Below are 16,988 nucleotides of genomic sequence, written 5' to 3' on the forward strand. Positions count from 1 at the left end.
TCGCAACACTGGACGATGCAGGCTCGCGCTGGCAGGCTTGCCGTGCACCCGGGGACAACCGCATGACTGATGCTCGACTGGCCGCGCTTGCCGCCCGGCTGCCCAATCTTCGCCTGCTGACCGATCCGGCCGATCTGGAGCACTACGGCCGCGACTGGACGCGCCGTTGGACCCCCGCGCCGCTGGCAATCGCGCTGCCCGGCGACGTGGCCGAGGTGCAGGCCGTGGTGCGCTGGGCCAATGAGCAACAGGTGGCGATCGTGCCCTCGGGCGGCCGCACGGGTTTGTCGGGTGGCGCGGTGGCGGCGAACGGCGAGCTGGTGCTCAGCCTGGAGCGCATGAATCGCGTGCTCGACTTCGATGCAGTGGACCGCACGCTCACCGTGCAGGCCGGCATGACGCTGCATGCCGTGCACGAGGCTGCCAGGGAACAGGGGCTGCTCTACCCGGTGGACTTTGCCGCGCGCGGCTCCTGCTCCATCGGTGGCAATATCGCCACCAATGCCGGGGGCATCCGGGTGATCCGCTATGGCAACACGCGCGAGTGGATTGCCGGACTCACCGTGGTGGCTGGCAACGGCGAGCTGTTGCAGCTCAATCGCGGGCTGATCAAGAACTCCAGCGGCTACGACCTGCGCCAGTTGCTGATCGGTTCGGAGGGAACGTTGGGTGTCGTGGTCGAAGCGACCTTGCGGCTCACCGATCCGCCGCCGCCATCGCAGGTCATGTTGCTGGCGCTGCCCAATATGGAAGCGCTGATGGAGGTGTTCGCGCTGTTTCGCTCGCGGCTCACGCTCCAGGCGTTCGAGTTCTTCACCGATGCAGCACTGCGCCATGTGTTGGCGCACGGTGCGCAGCGGGCCATCGATGGCGAGCACCCGTATTACGTGGTGACTGAGTTCGACAACAGCGAAGCAGCACAGGACGCCGCGCTAGCTGCGTTCGAAGTCGGCGTGGATCACGGCTGGATCAGCGACGGCGTGATCGCGCAAAGTGATGCGCAGGCCGCCGCGCTGTGGCGTTTGCGCGAAGGCATCACCGAGAGCCTGGCGCCGCATCGCCCGTACAAGAACGACATCTCGCTGCGGATCAGTGCGCTGCCGGCTTTCCTGCGCGAGATCCAGGCCTTGCTGGGTCGCGAGTATCCGCACTTCGACGTGGTCTGGTTTGGACACATCGGTGACGGCAACCTGCATATCAACGTGCTGCGTCCGGACGATCTGTCGGACAGCGATTTCATCGCCCAGTGCGAGCACGTCACCAAGTTGCTGGCCGAAACGCTGCAGCGGCATGGCGGCAGCATTTCGGCCGAGCACGGCATCGGCCTGGTCAAGCGCGCCTATCTGGGCAGCACCCGTAGCGAAGCGGAAATTGCGCTGATGCGCGGCGTGCGGCAGGTGTTCGACCCCAAGGGGCTGCTCAATCCGGGCAAGCTGTTCGTCTGATGGCGTCCAGCGGCGCCGGCTAAGCCGGACCTAAGTCGGGGCGGGGATGCTGTGCAGACCTCACTGCTGACGGGTTTCCCCATGCGTCCTTTGCCCACCCTGCTGTTCTGTGCCCTCGCGGCGGCGTTTGCCGGCCATGCGGCGGCTACCCCGGCGCCCGCGGATTTCCGCGTGCTCGCCCGCCTGCCGCTCGGTGGCGCCGGCGGCTGGGATTACCTCAGTTTCGATGCGCAGCGCCGTCATCTGTTCGTGACGCGCGGCGACCATGTCGATGTGGTGGACGTGGACCAGCACAAGCGCATCGGCACGATTCCCGGCACGAAGGGCGTACACGGCGTGGCGCTGGATCAGTCGGCGCATCGTGGCTATGCCAGCAACGGGCAGGCCGCTTCGGTCACGGTGTTTGACCTCGACACCTTCAATGTCGTGGCGACCATTGGCGGCACGGGCGAGAAGCCCGATGCCATTGCCTACGACCCGGCGTCGAAGCACGTGTTCACGTTCAACGGCAAGGGACATTCTTTCAGCGTGATTGACCCTGCCACCAATACCGTGACGGCCACGGTGGCCTTGCCCGGCAAGCCGGAATTCGCGCAAAGCGACGAGGCCGGATCGATCTACGTGAATATTGAAGACACGGCACAGCTGGTGAAGATCGACACGACCAGCAACACCGTGGCAGCGACGTGGTCGCTGGGCGGTTGCGAAGCGCCGACCGGCCTGGCGATTGACCGCAAGCTGCATCGCCTGTTTTCTGTTTGCGACAACAAGCAGATGGCCGTGACCAATGCCGAGAACGGCCAGGCCGTGGCGCGGGTGCCGATCGGCGAAGGCCCGGATGCGGTGGTCTTCGATGAGGCCACCTCGATGGCGTACAGCTCCAATGGCGAAAGCGGTGATATCACGGCCGTGCGCCAGAAGGACGCCGATCACTACAGCGTGGTCGCATCTATTCCGACTCAGCCCAGCGCCCGCACGCTCACGCTCGATCCCAAGCTGCATCGGCTCTACCTCTCGGCGGCCAAGTGGGCGTCGGCACCGAAGGAGGGCGCTCGCCCGGACATCGTGCCGGATAGCTTCACGGTGCTGACGGTCGGCGCGCCCTGAGGCTGTCTCCGGCGCACTGAGAGGTGCGCCGGCGGTCTGGGTGAAAGAGGCGATCAGGGGCGGCGTGATAGCCTTATAGGCCGTCCCCGTTCGCTTCAGGAGCATCGAGCATGTCGCAGGAACTTCGCACCCTGTATCCCGAGATCGAGCCGTATGACACCGGCATGCTCAAGGTGTCGGACCTGCACACGCTGTACTACGAACAGAGCGGCAATCCCAACGGCAAGCCGGTAGTGTTCCTGCACGGCGGCCCGGGTGGCGGCACCAATCCGAAGTGCCGGCGCTTCTTCGATCCGGCGGTGTATCGCATCGTGCTGTTCGATCAGCGCGGCTGCGGCAAGTCCACGCCGCACGCGGAATTGCACGAAAACACCACCTGGAACCTGGTCAACGACATCGAGCGCATCCGCGGGCATCTGGGCATCGATCGCTGGCAGGTGTTCGGCGGCTCCTGGGGTTCGACGCTGGCGCTCGCCTATGCGCAGACCCATCCGGAGCGCGTGACTGAGCTGGTGCTGCGCGGCATCTTCATGCTGCGTCGCTGGGAACTGGAGTGGTTCTACCAGAAGGGTTGCGACGCGCTGTATCCCGATGCCTGGGAAACCTATCTGAAGGCGATCCCCGAGGTGGAGCACGGCGACCTGATGAGCGCCTACTACCGTCGCCTGACCAGCAGCGACCCGATCGAACGCGTGGAAGCGGCGCGTGCATGGTCGGTATGGGAGGGCGCCACCAGTTACCTGTGGCAGGACGAAAGCCATATCCAGTCCAGCGGCGAAGACGAATTCGCACTGGCGTTCGCCCGCATCGAATGCCACTACTTCGTGCACGGCGGCTTCTTCGAACACGACGACCAGCTGCTGCGCAACGTCGAGCGCATCCGCAAGATTCCTGCCGTGATCGTGCAGGGTCGCTACGACGTGGTGTGCCCGATGCGCAGCGCCTGGGATCTGCATCGAGCATGGCCGGAAGCCGATCTGCGCATCGTGCAGGACGCCGGTCACTCGGCATTCGAGCCGGGCAATATCTCGGAGCTGATCAACGCGACCGATCGTTTCCGCGGCTGATTGAGCCCCACTGACGTACGCGAACCCCGGTAGCCATCTGCCGGGGTTTTCTTATGTCTGCGACATGGCCAGCCGGGGAAACACGTGCAGGCTGACGTGCGCACGCTTGGCCTGGCGCTTGGCGCGCGCGGCGAGCATGGCGATCGATTGCGCGCGTTGCGGCAGCGGTGGCGCCAGCTCCACTGCTCCCATCACCACCGTCGTAAACGGGAAGAATTGCGGCTCGCCGCGACGATCCTTGCCTTGCAGTCCGCCGTGGAAGATGTCCAGCGCATCGAACAGTTGCGGCGAGCGCGCATTGAACGCATCGATCACCCGCTGGCAGCGTGCCTCCCAGTCGCCGCTCTGGAACAGCACCACGAAATCGTCGCCGCCGATATGGCCGATGAAATCCAGCGCCGGGTCCACGTGCTCGCTCAGCAGCCCTGACAGCAGGCGGATCATCTCGTCGCCGCGCGAATAGCCGTAGTGATCGTTGAACGGTTTGAAGTCGGTGAGATCGACGTGCACCACGGTGAAACACTCGCCGCCATCGATCAGCCGTTCCAGATGTTCGGTAGTGGGAATATTGCCGGGCAGGAAGGTCAGCGGGTTCGCGTGCCGCGCTGCTTCGATACGCAGCTCGCTCACGCGACGCACCAGGGCCTCGCCCGTGCCCAGGCCCAGATAGACGCCCTTGCGCGTCACGATGAAACCGTCGGCGAGATAGCGTTGATCTTCGCCGCGCAGCACGTCGGCCAGGCTTTCGAGGCTGCGGTTTTCATCGCATACCAGCGGCGCGCTGTTCATCAGCGCCGTGCATGACTTGCGCGCCAGCAGTTCGCGGGCAAAGGGCTGCGCCATGCGCTCGTTGACCAGGCGGCGATTGATCAGGCCGATCGGATGCCCGTCCTTTACCACCGCCACCGCGTGCAGCTCGGGATGATCGACGAACAGCGCCATCACCTCGTCGTTGGTCTGACGCGGCTGCACGGCGGGCGCCTCGATCAACAGGTGGCTCACTTGCGTGGGACGCTGCGTGACCGGGCCGCGCGGGCGCGGCAGCACTGACACTGCCGCCGTACGCAATACTTGCCGAGATTCGGCGCTGGCTTCGCGGACAATGTGTTCGGCAGGACGGCCAATCAGGAAGCCTTGCGCATAGGGAATACCCAGGTCGCGCAAGACGCGCAGGTCCGCCGGGTCTTCCACGCCTTCGCCGACTAGGTCAGTGCCCAGTGATTCGGCGACCTGGCAAAGCGAGCGCACGATGGCCAGGCGACCCGCGCTGCGCGACACGCCGTTGATGAGGTATCGGTCGATCTTCACCACGTCGGGGTGGATCTCGTTCCACATCTCGAAGTTGGAATGGCCATTGCCGAAATCGTCCAGCGCGACGCGGATGCCATGCGCACGCAGATAGCCCAGGGCATGGGCGAGGCGGGCAGGGCTTTCCACCACATCGCGCTCGGTCACTTCGATGGTGACGCGGGCGGGGTCGAGGCCGCAGGCCGACAGTGCCAGCAGCACGTCGTCCGGGCGCAAGGTGTCGTGCAGGATGGCGTGTGCGCTCAGGTTCACCAGCAGGCGGCCCGCTGCCGCCTGCGCTTCGAACGCACTGCATAGCGTGCGTGCGGCATGCAATTCCAGCTCCGCCAGTCGGCCCTCCATGCGGGCCAGATCCAGCAGATCGAGGATCGACAGCTCGCCCGGCATGAAGGCACAGCGGCTCAGGCCCTCGTGCGCCACCACTTCGAGCGTGTCCACGCGCACCACCGGCTGAAAGACCGGCTGCAGGCTTCCTGCGGCGAGCGCGCGCTCAAGCACGGCTTGTGGCGTGTAGTGGGGGAGGGGGCTGGCTGGCATGCCCTGTTCGATGTCAGGCCGCGGCCCGCGTTGGATGCACCTTGGCAGATGAGAGCCCCGCTTCATGCGGCGACCCATGGTGGCCTTCCGTTTGGGGAAGGCGGAAAAACGCGACTTGCCGCATCAGCGTGTCGGCATCAGTGGCCAGCGCGCGGCCGGTGTACTTGATGTCTTCCACCAGCTCGGCGTTGGCCTGGGTCATGCCGTCCATCGCCATCACCGCGCGATTGACCTGGCCGATGCCACTGACCTGGGACAGCGTGGCGCCGGATATCTGCGAGACGCGCGTCGATACATTGGCGATGCTGAGCACGATGCCGTCGAGCGCCTCGCCCGAGCGCGTCACGCGTTCGCGTGCGGTGACGACGGCGTCGCCGCTGCGTTCCACCAGGCGACGGATGTCCTTGCCGGCATCCACGCAACGGCGCGCGAGCTGGCGCACTTCGGTGGCCACCACGGCGAATCCGCGGCCGCGTTCGCCTGCCTGCGCCGCTTCGATGGCTGCGTTGAGCGAGAGCAGGTTGGTCTGGAACGCAATGCTGTCGACCAGGTCGACGATCTCCGCGATATCGCGGCTGGCCTTTTCGATGGCGAGCATCGAATCGATGGCTTCGTCTGCCACCTGGCGGCCATGCTCGGCGTGCTCCAGGGCATCGCGTGCCGCGGCCGCTGCGCCATCGGCGTGGCCCGCACCCAGTGCGGCGGTATCCGCCATATGGGTCATCGACGCGCTTGTCTGCTCCAGGCTGGCCGCTTGTGCCTGCGTGCGCGAGCTCAGCGCTTCGTTGTCCAAGGCAAGCCGACGCGCGCGTTCGCCCACCGATTCGGCACCGACGCGTACTTCGGTCAGCACCTGGGTGAGCTGGGTATCCATGGAGGCGAGCGCGCCCAGCAGTTTGCCCAGCTCGTCGTTGGAGCCGACGTCGATCGCCTCGCCCAGCGTGCCGGCGGCGATGCGTTCGGCCACCTGCGTGGCGCGCGTGAGGCGTTGCATGAGCGAGCGCATCAGCGCGCCATCCATCAGGATGGTGACGGCGAGCGCCACGCCCAGCAGCACCAGCAAGAGCACCATACCGTCGCGGTCCGCCGCGCGCTGCATGGTCACCTGCTGGTTGCCCTTGGCCAGCGCGGACTGGAACAGGTTGGCGAAGTCGCTCTGCAGGGGCTCATAGGCCGGCTGCACTTCGGTGGTGAGCTTGAGGCCGCCGATATCGAACTGACCCGCATCGAGCAGGGCGAGGGTCTCGTCGATGATGCGGTCGGCTTCGGCGCGATGGGCGGTGGTGAGCTTGAGCGCCTGCGCCTGTTCCTGCGCCAGTTCGCTGCCCAGCAGCGTCTTCCAGTGGCGCTCGGCATCGATGCGATCGGCGTGGATGCGCGTGTGTGCGTCTTCCACCGCCGAGGGCAACTGGGACATCACGGCATGGACCAGCACCTGCAGTGTGCTGTTGTAGTCGTTCTGCACACGGCCCACGTCGGCGACCGGGCTGAGCGAACCGTCGACCAGACCCTGGATGCGCGTATCCGCGCGATGCAACTGCACCATGCCGGCCACGCAGGTGATCGCCAGCAGCGACACGATGGCCAGCAGGCGCAACAGCAGACGCTGGCGCAGCGTCAATCCGGTGGTCGGCTTGGAGAACTTGAACATGGGGAAGTCCGGGGTGAGGGAACTGCAAGAGCTGTCGGCTCACCGCGCGGTAACTTTAGCCAAAAATGCAGGAAAAGCGCTTTATATTCAACTTGTTATGACTGCCTCGCGGGGTCGAGGCGACGCGGAAATCATGGCACGGGAAGATGTCGTCTCCGTGACTTATGTGCTGCACTTCTCATGCTTGAGTCAAAGAAAAACCCCGCCGATGAGGGCGGGGTTTTGGCGGAACGTGAGATGCCGATGCTCAGCTGGCGGGCAATTGCTTGGTGCCGAAGATCTTGTCGCCCGCATCGCCGAGCCCGGGCAGGATGTAGCCGTGCTCGTTGAGCCGCTCGTCGATGGACGCGGTATAGATCTCCACATCCGGATGCGCCGCTTCGATGCGCTTGAGGCCTTCGGGCGCGGCGACCAGGAACAGTCCCTTGATGCGCTTGCAACCGGCGGCCTTGAGCATGTCCACCGTGGCAACCAGGGTGCCGGCGGTGGCCAGCATGGGATCGACGATCAGCGCGATGCGCTCGTCCATGCGGCCAGTGAGCTTCTCGTAATAGGTGATGGGCTCGAGCGTCTCCTCGTTGCGCTGCAGGCCGACCACGCTCACCTTGGCTGCGGGAATCATGTCGAGCACGCCGGGCAGCATGCCCAGGCCGGCGCGCAGGATCGGCACGATGGTGACCTTCTTGCCCTTGATCTGGTGCACGGTGAGCGGACCGGCCCAGCCTTCGATGCGCTGCTCGACCGTTTCCAGATCCTTGGTGGCTTCGTAGGTCAACAGCGAAGCCACTTCCGAGGCCAGCTCGCGAAATTCCTTGGTGCTGATGCCGGCGCGACGCATCAGGCCGAGCTTGTGCTGGATCAGGGGGTGATGGACTTCGACGATTTTCATGGGCAAACCTGGCGGCAGAGTCGGTGAATTGTCACTCACGCGGCGTGATGAGGGCGAGCGGTTTGTCCAGACGAAGCTCGCGATCGATACCCGCCTTCGCGACCAGTTCCGCATCGTGGCTGACCAGGATCAGCGAGCCGCGATAGGTCGCCAATGCCTGCTCGAGCAGCTGGCGGCTGTCCAGATCCAGATGGCTGTCCGGCTCGTCGAGCAGCAAAAGGTCATAGGGTTCACGCGCGCTGTCGAGTGCCAGCAGGGCGAGCTTCACGCGTTCGCCCCCGCTCAGCGCACCGGCGGCCACGTCGGCACGCTCGCCACGCAGGCCGATGCCCGCGAGATATTCACGATAGCGCGTCGGTGCATGGCCGGGCGATAGCTCGCGCAGGTTCTCCAGAGCGCTGTGTTGGTCATCCAGCAAGCTGTAGTGCTGGTCGATCAGCAGCAAGCGTTCACCACGCCGGAGTTGTCCGCCGCGTGGGGGTAAACGCCCGGCAATGGCGGCGAGCAGGCTGGATTTGCCGCTGCCGTTGTCGCCGTGCAGGTAAAGGCGTTCGCCCGGTGCGAGATGCAGATTGATCGGCTGGTCATGTCCGTAGGGCGGTATGAAGTCGTGCAATTGGAACGATGCACGCGTCGCCGCATGCTCACCCAGGTCGAAACGCTGGGCGCGATGCACGTCCACGCGAGCACGGGCTTCGGAGAGTTGTTCGTGTTGCCTGGCTTGTTGCAAGCGCTGCGCGGTGAGCAGGCGGGCACCGGTGTCTTCCGAGCGCTGCTTGCGTCGATCCAGCAGGATGGTGGGCATGTTCGCGTTTGCACGTTCGCGCTGGGCTTTCTGTTGTTGCCTGGCGAGACGTTGCCGCTCTTCGTGCTGTTTGCGCTCAAGCATCTTCTGCTCGCGTCGCGCCTGGTCCAACTGCCGCCCGGCCGCCTGTTGGTCGGCATCGCGTCGCGGGGCATAGGCGGCGTAGTCGCCGCCATAGCGACGCAAGCCTTGCGGCGAGAGTTCGTCGATGCTTTCCACGTCGGCCAGTAGTGCGCGGTCGTGGCTGATCAGCAGATAGCCGCCCGCGTGTGCCGTCAGCTTTTCGCGCAACCAATGTCGGCCGCGACGATCCAGGTGATTGCCCGGCTCATCGAGTATCAGGAAATGCTGGTCGTGTTCGAACAACTGCGTGAGCTGCAGGCGCACGCGTTCGCCGCCGCTGAGGCTCTCCCATGGCCGTGCCAGATCGCTCGGTAGCGCGGCCTGTTCCAGCCATCGACTAGCCCGTTCGTACACGGTCCAGTCGTCGGCAAGCGCCTGGAAATCCGCAGGATCAACGCTGCCTGCCTCGATCCGGCGCAGCGCATCGAGTTTGTGCTCCACGCCCAATGCCGCAGCGATGCTGCCGCCGAACGCCGACCAGCGTTGCGGTAGATAGGCGAGCTCGACGGTGCGCGCGACCTGGCCGTGGGTGGGTTCGATCCGGCCAGCAAGGATCTGACCGAGCAGAGACTTGCCGCTGCCATTGCGTCCGACCAGTGCATGGCGGCCAACGGAAAAGGACGTCTCGAGTTTTTCGAAAACGGGATCGCGACCCGGCAAAGCAAAGCCGAGCTGGTGGATAAATATGGCTATGGCTGTCATAGACCCTCCGGCAGGGGAGTGGCATACGACAAGGGGTCTGGCGCTTAAGCGCGCTGAGGGATGTCGACCGCCCTGTCACTCGTGGCCAGACGCAACGCACCCAAAGTGGGAGCAATCGGTTGGCAGGCGAGCGGCTTAGAGGCGCATGTCGGCGGTGAATCCCTGGAAGGCTTGAGAGTGCGCAGGATAGCAGCAGAACCTCAAGCGGCAATAAAAAGGGCGCCGATAAAACCGGCGCCCTGGTGGCTTGCTCAAAAATGCGATCAATGGCCCGCGTTGGGCGTACCGCTCAGGCAGGCGCTCATGAACTGCTTGCGCTCGTCGCCCTTGAGCGTCTTGGCATGCGGATCGGCATTGCAGGCCTTCATCTTTTCCTGCTGGGTCATCTTGGCCGGTGCGGCGCTTTCGCCCTTCAGGCAGCTGCTCATGAAGGTCTTGCGCTCGTCGCCGGTCTTGCCCGTGGCCTGCTTGTTGCAGTCGGTCATGCGCTGCTGCTGCGAGTTCTTGGCGGGCGCGCTGCTGCTTGCCGCCTGCGGCGCGGCAAAGGCGGTGGAGGCAGCGAAGGCCAGCGCAACGCTGGCAACCATCAGACTCAAACGCGAAGACATGCGGGTACCCTCCTGGATGACATGACCGGCGAACGCCGGCGTCGCAAGTCTATGCCTGCCGACAGGTCGCGTGGGAGGGCACGAGCGGTCGCCGAGGCGTCCCGTTCAGCAAGCCGGAGGGGGACAGGAGAATCGGACTTTTCTTAGCCTGGCGGGGCGCCAAAGGAAAGGCCACGCCCGTCGCCGGGCGTGGCCTCCCAGGGATCTGAAGCTACCGATCAGTGACCGTGGTCGTGCCCTTGGTCATCGTCGTCGTGATGGCCATGCCCGTGGTCGTCGTCATCGTGATGACCATGGCCTTGTTCGCCGAACAATCCCGGCACGAACAGATCGACCACGAAACCATCGTGATCGGACACGCCAATCGCCTTGCGCACGTCGGTGGCGGTGGCAGCATCGGCCTTGGTCTGCACCGGCGCATCGAGGTCGGCGCGGCCGTACTGCATCTTCAGGAAGCGCAGTCGGGCGACGTCGTTCATCAACGCATGATCGAGCACCTGCACCGTCGGCACTTCGCGGCCCGAGTTGCCGGAGCCTGCCGCGGTATAGCCCTGGATCGGACCAAATGCCTCGGTGTAGAGGAACGAGTAGCGATCGTTCTGCGGCACCGATTCGACCGCATTCCACAGTGCCGGGCGCACGATGTTCTTGCCCAGCTTCAGCTGGTTTTCGCTGTCCTTGTACTTGCCCGACGCCAGTCCCACCACGTCCACCCAGCCATCGCTGAACTGGTAGGCATTGAAGTCGCCCACCACCATCAACGGCAGCCACGGATTGGCGCCCTGCAGGTTCTGCACCTGGCGTGCCAGCGAACTGGCTTGCAGGAAGCGCTTCTGACGGTCGCGCACGGCGCTGTCGTCGTTGTCGTCGACGTTGGTGCGAGCCTTCATGTGCACCGAGATCACCTGGAAGCGAACGCCGCGCGCTTCGGCGGTGAGCAACAGCGGCGGATGGTCGTGCACGAACGCGGTCTGGCCGTTGTCGTTCCAGGTTTCGTCAGCGGCCAGTTGCTGCACGGAGACCACGCGAACGCGATCGCTGCGCACCAGGAAGCCCACGTTGATGCCGCTGGGATCGTGTCCGGGCACCAGATAGGCCTGGTACTTGGCGCGATAGTCGTCACCCAGCTGCGTGGCCAGGCCCTGCAGCAGCGGCAGGCTCTTCACTTCCTCCACTGACAACACGTCGGGCAACTGCAGCACGCTGCCGATATAGGCGGACAGGCGCTGCGTCTTCAAGGCCACTTCATCGGCCGTCGGCTCCTTGCTGTCGCCGCTGCAGGTAAAGACGGTGTTGAAGTTGGTGTCGCAGAAGCGCTCGGTGTTGAACGCACCGATGCGCAGTGCGTACGGCGCGGTCGGTGAAACGGAGCGCGGCATTTCCGCGACGTGCTTCAAGCTGATCTTGGTCGGGATGAAGGTGTAGGCACCGAAGTCGTAGGAGATGATGCCTTCGGCTCGGAACGTGGTGCCCGCCACGAACGGCGTGTTGAGCGGCACGGCGCCGAAGTCCGCGGTATTCATCTTGAATACTTCCGGGTTGCCGCTCCAGTTGGCTAGCTGCACACCGTCAGGCACCGGCACGCCATAGCGCACGCCGGGGAGACGCAACGAGCGCTTGCCGTTCGCGGTGATGCTCACTTCCGCATACGGCTCGCCGCTGAAACGCTTGTTGCCCGTGTTGATCATGCCGTTCTCGATCACCACGCGCATGCCCACGAAGCACTGGAAGTTCGTCGCGCCGCAGGACAGCTTGGTGGGATCGGACGAAGGAACCGCATCGCCAAACACCACCGCCTTCGGCAGGCGCGCGCCATGCGAGCTCACCGTCACCACGGGGCTGGTGAGTTCGGGCAACTGATAGTAGTTGGCGACCCTGGCGTCCACGTTCACCACATCGCCCACCGCCACCGTCGGCGTGCTGGAGGTAAATACATAGATGCCGTTGGAGGTGAGCGGATCGGCATCGGCGCGCGTGTCGGGCGTCTGCATGGTGAAGCCCGCCGGGCCCACCGCGGTGACGATGTTGCCCGTGGTCTTCACCGGCTTGCCGAGCAGCGGCGAGATCTGATCGCGGCCCTGGATCTGCCAGATTTCGGCGGTGACCGGGATGTCGTAGAGAATGGCGCCGATCGCCGTATCGCGCGACAGCGGAAGGTTGCCGCTGGGCTGGCTCAGCTTGACTTCGAAAGCCTTGTCGTCGCTTGGCGTGGTGCGGCCATGCACCACCACGTTGAAGTTCGCCTGCATCTGCCCTTCGGCGATGCTGACGTTGGTATCGAGCGCGTCGTAGTCATGATTGGCAACCGTAGCCGTGCCATCGAGCGTCGCCACGTGCACCGCGACGCCACCCGTGGGTGCAGGCTGGGTGAGTGAGACGGTGAAGGGCATTTGGACGTCCGCAGCACCGCGCACTGTGGCGCTTGCGTCGGCGATGGACAAGGCCTGGCCCAGCACCACGCACGAGCTTGCGCTGTTGTGCGGCGCCGTGGGAGACACCACGTTGAAATCCGCCTGGTTGTCGCCGGTGTTTTGCGGCAGGCCCGCGGCCGTGGGCTTGCGGCCATAGCCCTTATCGGCATTGGTGGTGCCCAGCGACGCCAGCGGCGTGCCGGCCTTGTACGCGGAACCGGTGGAGAGGCCCACCTGATCAACCAGCTGGCCCGAACCATCGAGGATGGCCAGACCGCCGTCGTCGGTGACACCCGTGCTGTACTTGAGATCGCCGGCCACGCTGCCGGAATAACCGCTGCTCGCGCTGTTGGTGAGCAACAGATAGCAGCCCGGCGCGATGGACGTGCCGCTCGGCAGCGTCAGGCGCGTGCCGGTGGTACCGCTGACGTTGGAGGCGTTGAATTTGTAGCCCGACAGATCCAGCGCCTTGCTGCCGCTGTTGAACAGCTCGACGAATTCGTCGTTGCCGCCGGCGGGGCCACGGACGCGAAACTGACTGATGCTGAGATCTGCCGCTTGCGCAGCGGTTGCCGACAGGGCGAGCAACAGTGCGACTAATAGGGCACGTCGAATGTGCGCTGGTTTCATTAACCACTCCCTTCCTGGGTCCGGGGCGGACCCCATCAGGGAGAGGCTAAGTAGCTATTGCGACAGTTTTGCGAAGGAAGTTGCGGTAGCGCTTCATTTTGCGAAGCGCTTTGCGTTCTGCTGTGTGACCGGCATCGTCGACGTTGCGTGAACGACGCCGGTCATGTCGCTGCCTCAGGCCGCTTCGGCCTTCACCGTCTTGAGCTTGCGCGGCCCCTGCAGCAGGGCCTGACGCACATGCGAAACGACCAGGTCCACTTCGTCGCTGGTCACCAGGAAGTGCGGCGTGAAGCGCAGCGAGTTGGTACCGCCGTGGATCACGCCGACGCCGCGCTCGCGCATGAACTCCTCGATCGAATCGGCGCCGTAGCACTTGAACTCCGGTGCCAGTTCGCAGGAGAACAGCAGACCGGTGCCCTGCACCTTGGTGATCAGGCCGCCCAGTTCGTTCTTGAGCGCATTGAGCTTGTCGACGAATTCCTTGCCGCGCTCGCGGATGTTGTTGCGCACCTCGTCGGTGAGCAGGTCGAGCGTGGCGAGCGCCACGTCGAGCGCGCGCGGATTGGCCGTCATGGTGTTGCCGTAGATGCCCTTGCGGTACAGCTCGGCGGTGCGCGCAGTCACAGCAAGCACGGACAACGGATACTGGCCGGCGTTGAGCGCCTTGGAGAAGGTTTCCATATCCGGCGGCGCGAGTTTCTCGAAGCCCGGATAATCGGTGACCGACAACACGCCGTGCGCACGCAGGCCCGCCTGGATGGAGTCGACCAGCAACAGCGAACCGTGCGCTTCGGTGAGCGCGCGCGCCTTCTGGTAGAACTCCGGCGTCACCGCGCGGCCCGGATCGCCTTCGCCCATCACCGGTTCCAGGAACATCGCCTCGATAAACCAGCCGTTCTTGTCCGCGTCGGCAAACACGGCTTCGAGCTGGGCGATGTCGTAAGGCTGCACGGTGAGCAGCGTGTCTTCGTGGCGATAGCTGGCCAGGTGCTGCAGGTAAGTCTTGCGCGTGGAATCGGAATACAGCGCCGGCTTGTCGGTGCGACCGTGGAAGGCGCCCTTCACCACCAGGCGCTTGATGGTGCGACCGGCATAGCGTGCGCCCGGATCGGTCAGCAGCTTGGCATTGACGTCGGCAATGCGACAGGCCAGGCCCACCGACTCCGAACCGGAATTGAGCGCGAGGTAACGCGTATACGGATTGCCGTCGCGGTGGCGGCCCAGTTCGCGATCCATCGCCTTGGCAAAACGCATCTGCGAGATGCTCGGCGTCATCACGTTGGCCATCACTTGCGGACGTGCCAGCGCGGCGTCGATGGCGGCGTTGTTGTGGCCAAAGCCAAGCATGCCGTAGCCGCCGTTGTCGTGGATCACGGCGCCCTTGAAACTCACTACCCACGGGCCGCGCGCAGCAGCGGGCAGGTACGGGTTGATGGCATCGTCCGGATAGAAGTTGACGAATTCGGACTGCACCTGCGCCATCTGTTCGGCTTCGTCGAGCTTGAGGAAGTCGCCGAGTTCAGCGCGCAGTTCACGATGACGCGTCACTGCATCGCTGATCGCCTGCACCAGGTCAGGATGACTGCCCGCGTAGCGTTCGATGGTGGCGTCATCGAGGCCACTGGTCTGCGGTGCGCCGCCGAATTCGCGCATTTCGCGCAGCTGATCAATCACACCCATGGGTAACTCCTTCAAAGTCGACTTGCCTGCCGTCCCGATGGCATGCGCATCGATATGTCTACGAATGCGTTGCGGAAACGCGAAACCGTTCAGCGTTTCTCTTGGCCCGTGAGAGCCATGCCGCACTGCGATCCGTCACGGATGTGGCAATGCAACGACTGCCTGAGCATAGCGCGGCGGTGTCGCCGCCGGTACCCCGGGTGACGCTTGTCATGTGTGGTAGCTGACGGGGTCAACTGCCGGCAAACCCTTGCACTGCCTAGCATGGCAGGCAACAAGGAGGAGCCATGAACCCATCTGCCGCAGTGGTGGCCAGCCTGTCTGGCGCAGTCAAACGTTACGGCGCTTTAACGGCGCTGGATGGTCTGGACCTCATGCTGCACCGCGGCGAACTGCTCGCCTTGCTCGGCCCCAACGGCGCTGGCAAAAGCACGGCGATCGGCCTGCTGCTGGGATTGTTGCGCGCCGACGCGGGCAAGGTGGAATTGTTTGGCCAGGATCCGCAGGCGATCGACGCGCGCCGTCGCATCGGCGTGATGCTGCAGTCGGCCTTTCTGCCATCGACGCTGACTGTATCGGAACTGTTACGCCTCACCATGAGTTATTACCCCGCGCCGCGTTCGCTGGCGGAAAGCGCGGAGATGGCCGGTGTGACCGATCTGCTCTCCCGTCGCTATGCAGCGCTGTCCGGTGGCCAGCAGCGCCGCGTGCAGTTTGCGCTGGCGTTGTGCGGAAGGCCGGAGTTGCTGTTTCTGGATGAGCCCACGGTCGGCATGGATATCGACGCACGGCAAAAACTATGGGCGGCGATTGGACGACTCCTCGCCGAAGGTTGCTCCGTCGTGCTCACCACACATTACCTGGAAGAAGCCGAAGCGCTGGCGCAACGCGTGGTAGTGCTTGGCAAGGGACGCGTATTGAGCCAGGGCAGCGTGGATGAGCTGCGTGCGCATGTCGCGGTCACGCGCATCCGCTGCATCAGCGATCTCGATGCGAGCGCGCTCGCGCAATGGCCGCACGTATCGCATGCCGAACGCGACGGGACGCACCTGCTTTTGCACAGCGATGCGCCCGAACGCGTGCTGCGCCGCTTGCTCGATGCCGATCCCTTGCTGTCGGAACTGGAAGTGCGTCGCGCCGGCCTCGCCGAGGCGTTCACCGAATTGACTCGCGAGAGCGTCGCCGACAAGGAGGCTGCGTAATGTCCGTGACCGCCATCCAACGTTTGCCGTATCAAGGCATGACGTCGCGCCGCCTGCTTGGAGCCTACGCCATGGAGGCGCGCAGCGAATGCCTGCGCTACTTCCGCGCACCCGGTTTCCTGCTGCCGGTGACCTTGTTTCCCACCATGTTCTACCTGCTGTTTGGCATCGTGATGAATCACAACGCCGATGCGAACACGGCCCGCTATCTGCTCGCCAGCTATGGCGTGTTCGGCGTGATGAGCCCGGGTCTGTTCGGCTTTGGCGTCTCGTTGGCGATGGAGCGTGAAAACGGCCTGCTGACGCTCAAGCGGGCGATGCCGATGCCGCCCGGCGCGTATCTGCTGGGCAAGATGGTGATGGCGATGCTGGCCGCCGCCATGGTGATGCTGTTGCTGCTGGCGCTGGGCATCGGTCTGGCGCACGTGCAGTTGGGCGTGCTGCAGGCGCTGGTGTTCATCGTCACCGGCATGTTGGGCGTGCTGCCGTTCTGCGCACTGGGCATGCTGGTGGGCACGCTGGTGAAAGGTCAGGGTGCGCCGGGCGTCATCAACCTCATCTATTTGCCCATGTCGTTCCTGTCGGGGCTGTGGATTCCGCTTTCCGCACTCCCGCAGGCGCTGCAGCGCATGGCACCGGTCTGGCCCAGCGCCCACCTGCAGCAGCTAGCGCTGGGTTCGCTCGGGCTGGGTCACTCCAACGCATGGCCGCACCTGCTTGTGCTCATGGCCTATGGCGTGGGTTTCTTCCTGCTGGCGGCCCGGCGCCTGCATCGGGTGGGTTGAAGTAGCATGCACGAAGGGCGGACGGATCACGGGGAGCG

At 64.6% G+C, this 16,988-nt stretch carries 12 protein-coding genes; 5 read left to right on the plus strand and 7 right to left on the minus strand.

Annotated features, from left to right (window positions below):
- Positions 1–62 precede the first annotated feature (62 nt).
- The 3 genes from AC1DE1_RS08865 (at position 63) to pip (ending at position 3,619) form a co-directional block, all read left to right on the plus strand.
- Positions 63–1,445 carry an FAD-binding oxidoreductase gene (locus AC1DE1_RS08865; RefSeq protein WP_477175411.1) on the plus strand — a complete coding sequence of 461 codons (1,383 nt, stop codon included), beginning with the start codon at positions 63–65 and terminating at the stop codon, positions 1,443–1,445.
- Between the two features lie 81 nt (positions 1,446–1,526).
- Positions 1,527–2,552 carry a YncE family protein gene (locus AC1DE1_RS08870; protein ID WP_477175412.1) on the plus strand — a complete coding sequence of 342 codons (1,026 nt, stop codon included), beginning with the start codon at positions 1,527–1,529 and terminating at the stop codon, positions 2,550–2,552.
- Positions 2,553–2,662: 110 nt separating this feature from the next.
- Complete coding sequence (gene pip / locus AC1DE1_RS08875) at positions 2,663–3,619, plus strand: prolyl aminopeptidase (protein ID WP_441602602.1); 957 nt, start codon at positions 2,663–2,665, stop codon at positions 3,617–3,619.
- A gap of 51 nt (positions 3,620–3,670) precedes the next feature.
- Here pip and AC1DE1_RS08880 read toward each other — a convergent pair whose 3' ends face one another.
- The 7 genes from AC1DE1_RS08880 to AC1DE1_RS08910 form a co-directional block, all read right to left on the minus strand.
- Complete coding sequence (locus AC1DE1_RS08880; RefSeq protein ID WP_477175413.1) at positions 3,671–5,464, minus strand: EAL domain-containing protein; 1,794 nt, start codon at positions 5,462–5,464, stop codon at positions 3,671–3,673.
- 13 nt (positions 5,465–5,477) lie between these two features.
- A complete protein-coding gene (locus AC1DE1_RS08885; RefSeq protein ID WP_477175414.1) occupies positions 5,478–7,115 on the minus strand; it encodes a methyl-accepting chemotaxis protein in 1,638 nt (545 codons plus the stop codon).
- A 247-nt stretch (positions 7,116–7,362) separates the two neighbouring features.
- The gene (gene upp / locus AC1DE1_RS08890) at positions 7,363–8,004 is read right to left on the minus strand and encodes a uracil phosphoribosyltransferase (protein ID WP_477163395.1); all 642 of its coding nucleotides are present in this window, start codon (positions 8,002–8,004) and stop codon (positions 7,363–7,365) included.
- Between the two features lie 31 nt (positions 8,005–8,035).
- Positions 8,036–9,634 (minus strand): ATP-binding cassette domain-containing protein, encoded by a 1,599-nt coding sequence (locus AC1DE1_RS08895; RefSeq protein ID WP_477175415.1) that lies wholly within the window; start codon positions 9,632–9,634, stop codon positions 8,036–8,038.
- 263 nt (positions 9,635–9,897) lie between these two features.
- The gene (locus tag AC1DE1_RS08900) at positions 9,898–10,242 is read right to left on the minus strand and encodes a PsiF family protein (protein WP_441602607.1); all 345 of its coding nucleotides are present in this window, start codon (positions 10,240–10,242) and stop codon (positions 9,898–9,900) included.
- A 218-nt stretch (positions 10,243–10,460) separates the two neighbouring features.
- Complete coding sequence (locus AC1DE1_RS08905; protein WP_477175416.1) at positions 10,461–13,283, minus strand: lamin tail domain-containing protein; 2,823 nt, start codon at positions 13,281–13,283, stop codon at positions 10,461–10,463.
- Positions 13,284–13,457: 174 nt separating this feature from the next.
- Positions 13,458–14,963 (minus strand): aminotransferase class III-fold pyridoxal phosphate-dependent enzyme, encoded by a 1,506-nt coding sequence (locus tag AC1DE1_RS08910; RefSeq protein ID WP_477175417.1) that lies wholly within the window; start codon positions 14,961–14,963, stop codon positions 13,458–13,460.
- Between the two features lie 287 nt (positions 14,964–15,250).
- Between AC1DE1_RS08910 and AC1DE1_RS08915 the strand changes: the two genes are divergently transcribed.
- A complete protein-coding gene (locus tag AC1DE1_RS08915; RefSeq protein WP_477175418.1) occupies positions 15,251–16,165 on the plus strand; it encodes an ABC transporter ATP-binding protein in 915 nt (304 codons plus the stop codon).
- Positions 16,165–16,950, plus strand: a complete 786-nt coding sequence (locus AC1DE1_RS08920; protein ID WP_477175419.1) for an ABC transporter permease — start codon at positions 16,165–16,167, stop codon at positions 16,948–16,950. The genes AC1DE1_RS08915 and AC1DE1_RS08920 overlap by 1 nt, the downstream gene beginning before the upstream one ends.
- Positions 16,951–16,988: the final 38 nt, after the last annotated feature.

Source organism: Dyella sp. 05T440 (assembly GCF_056395965.1).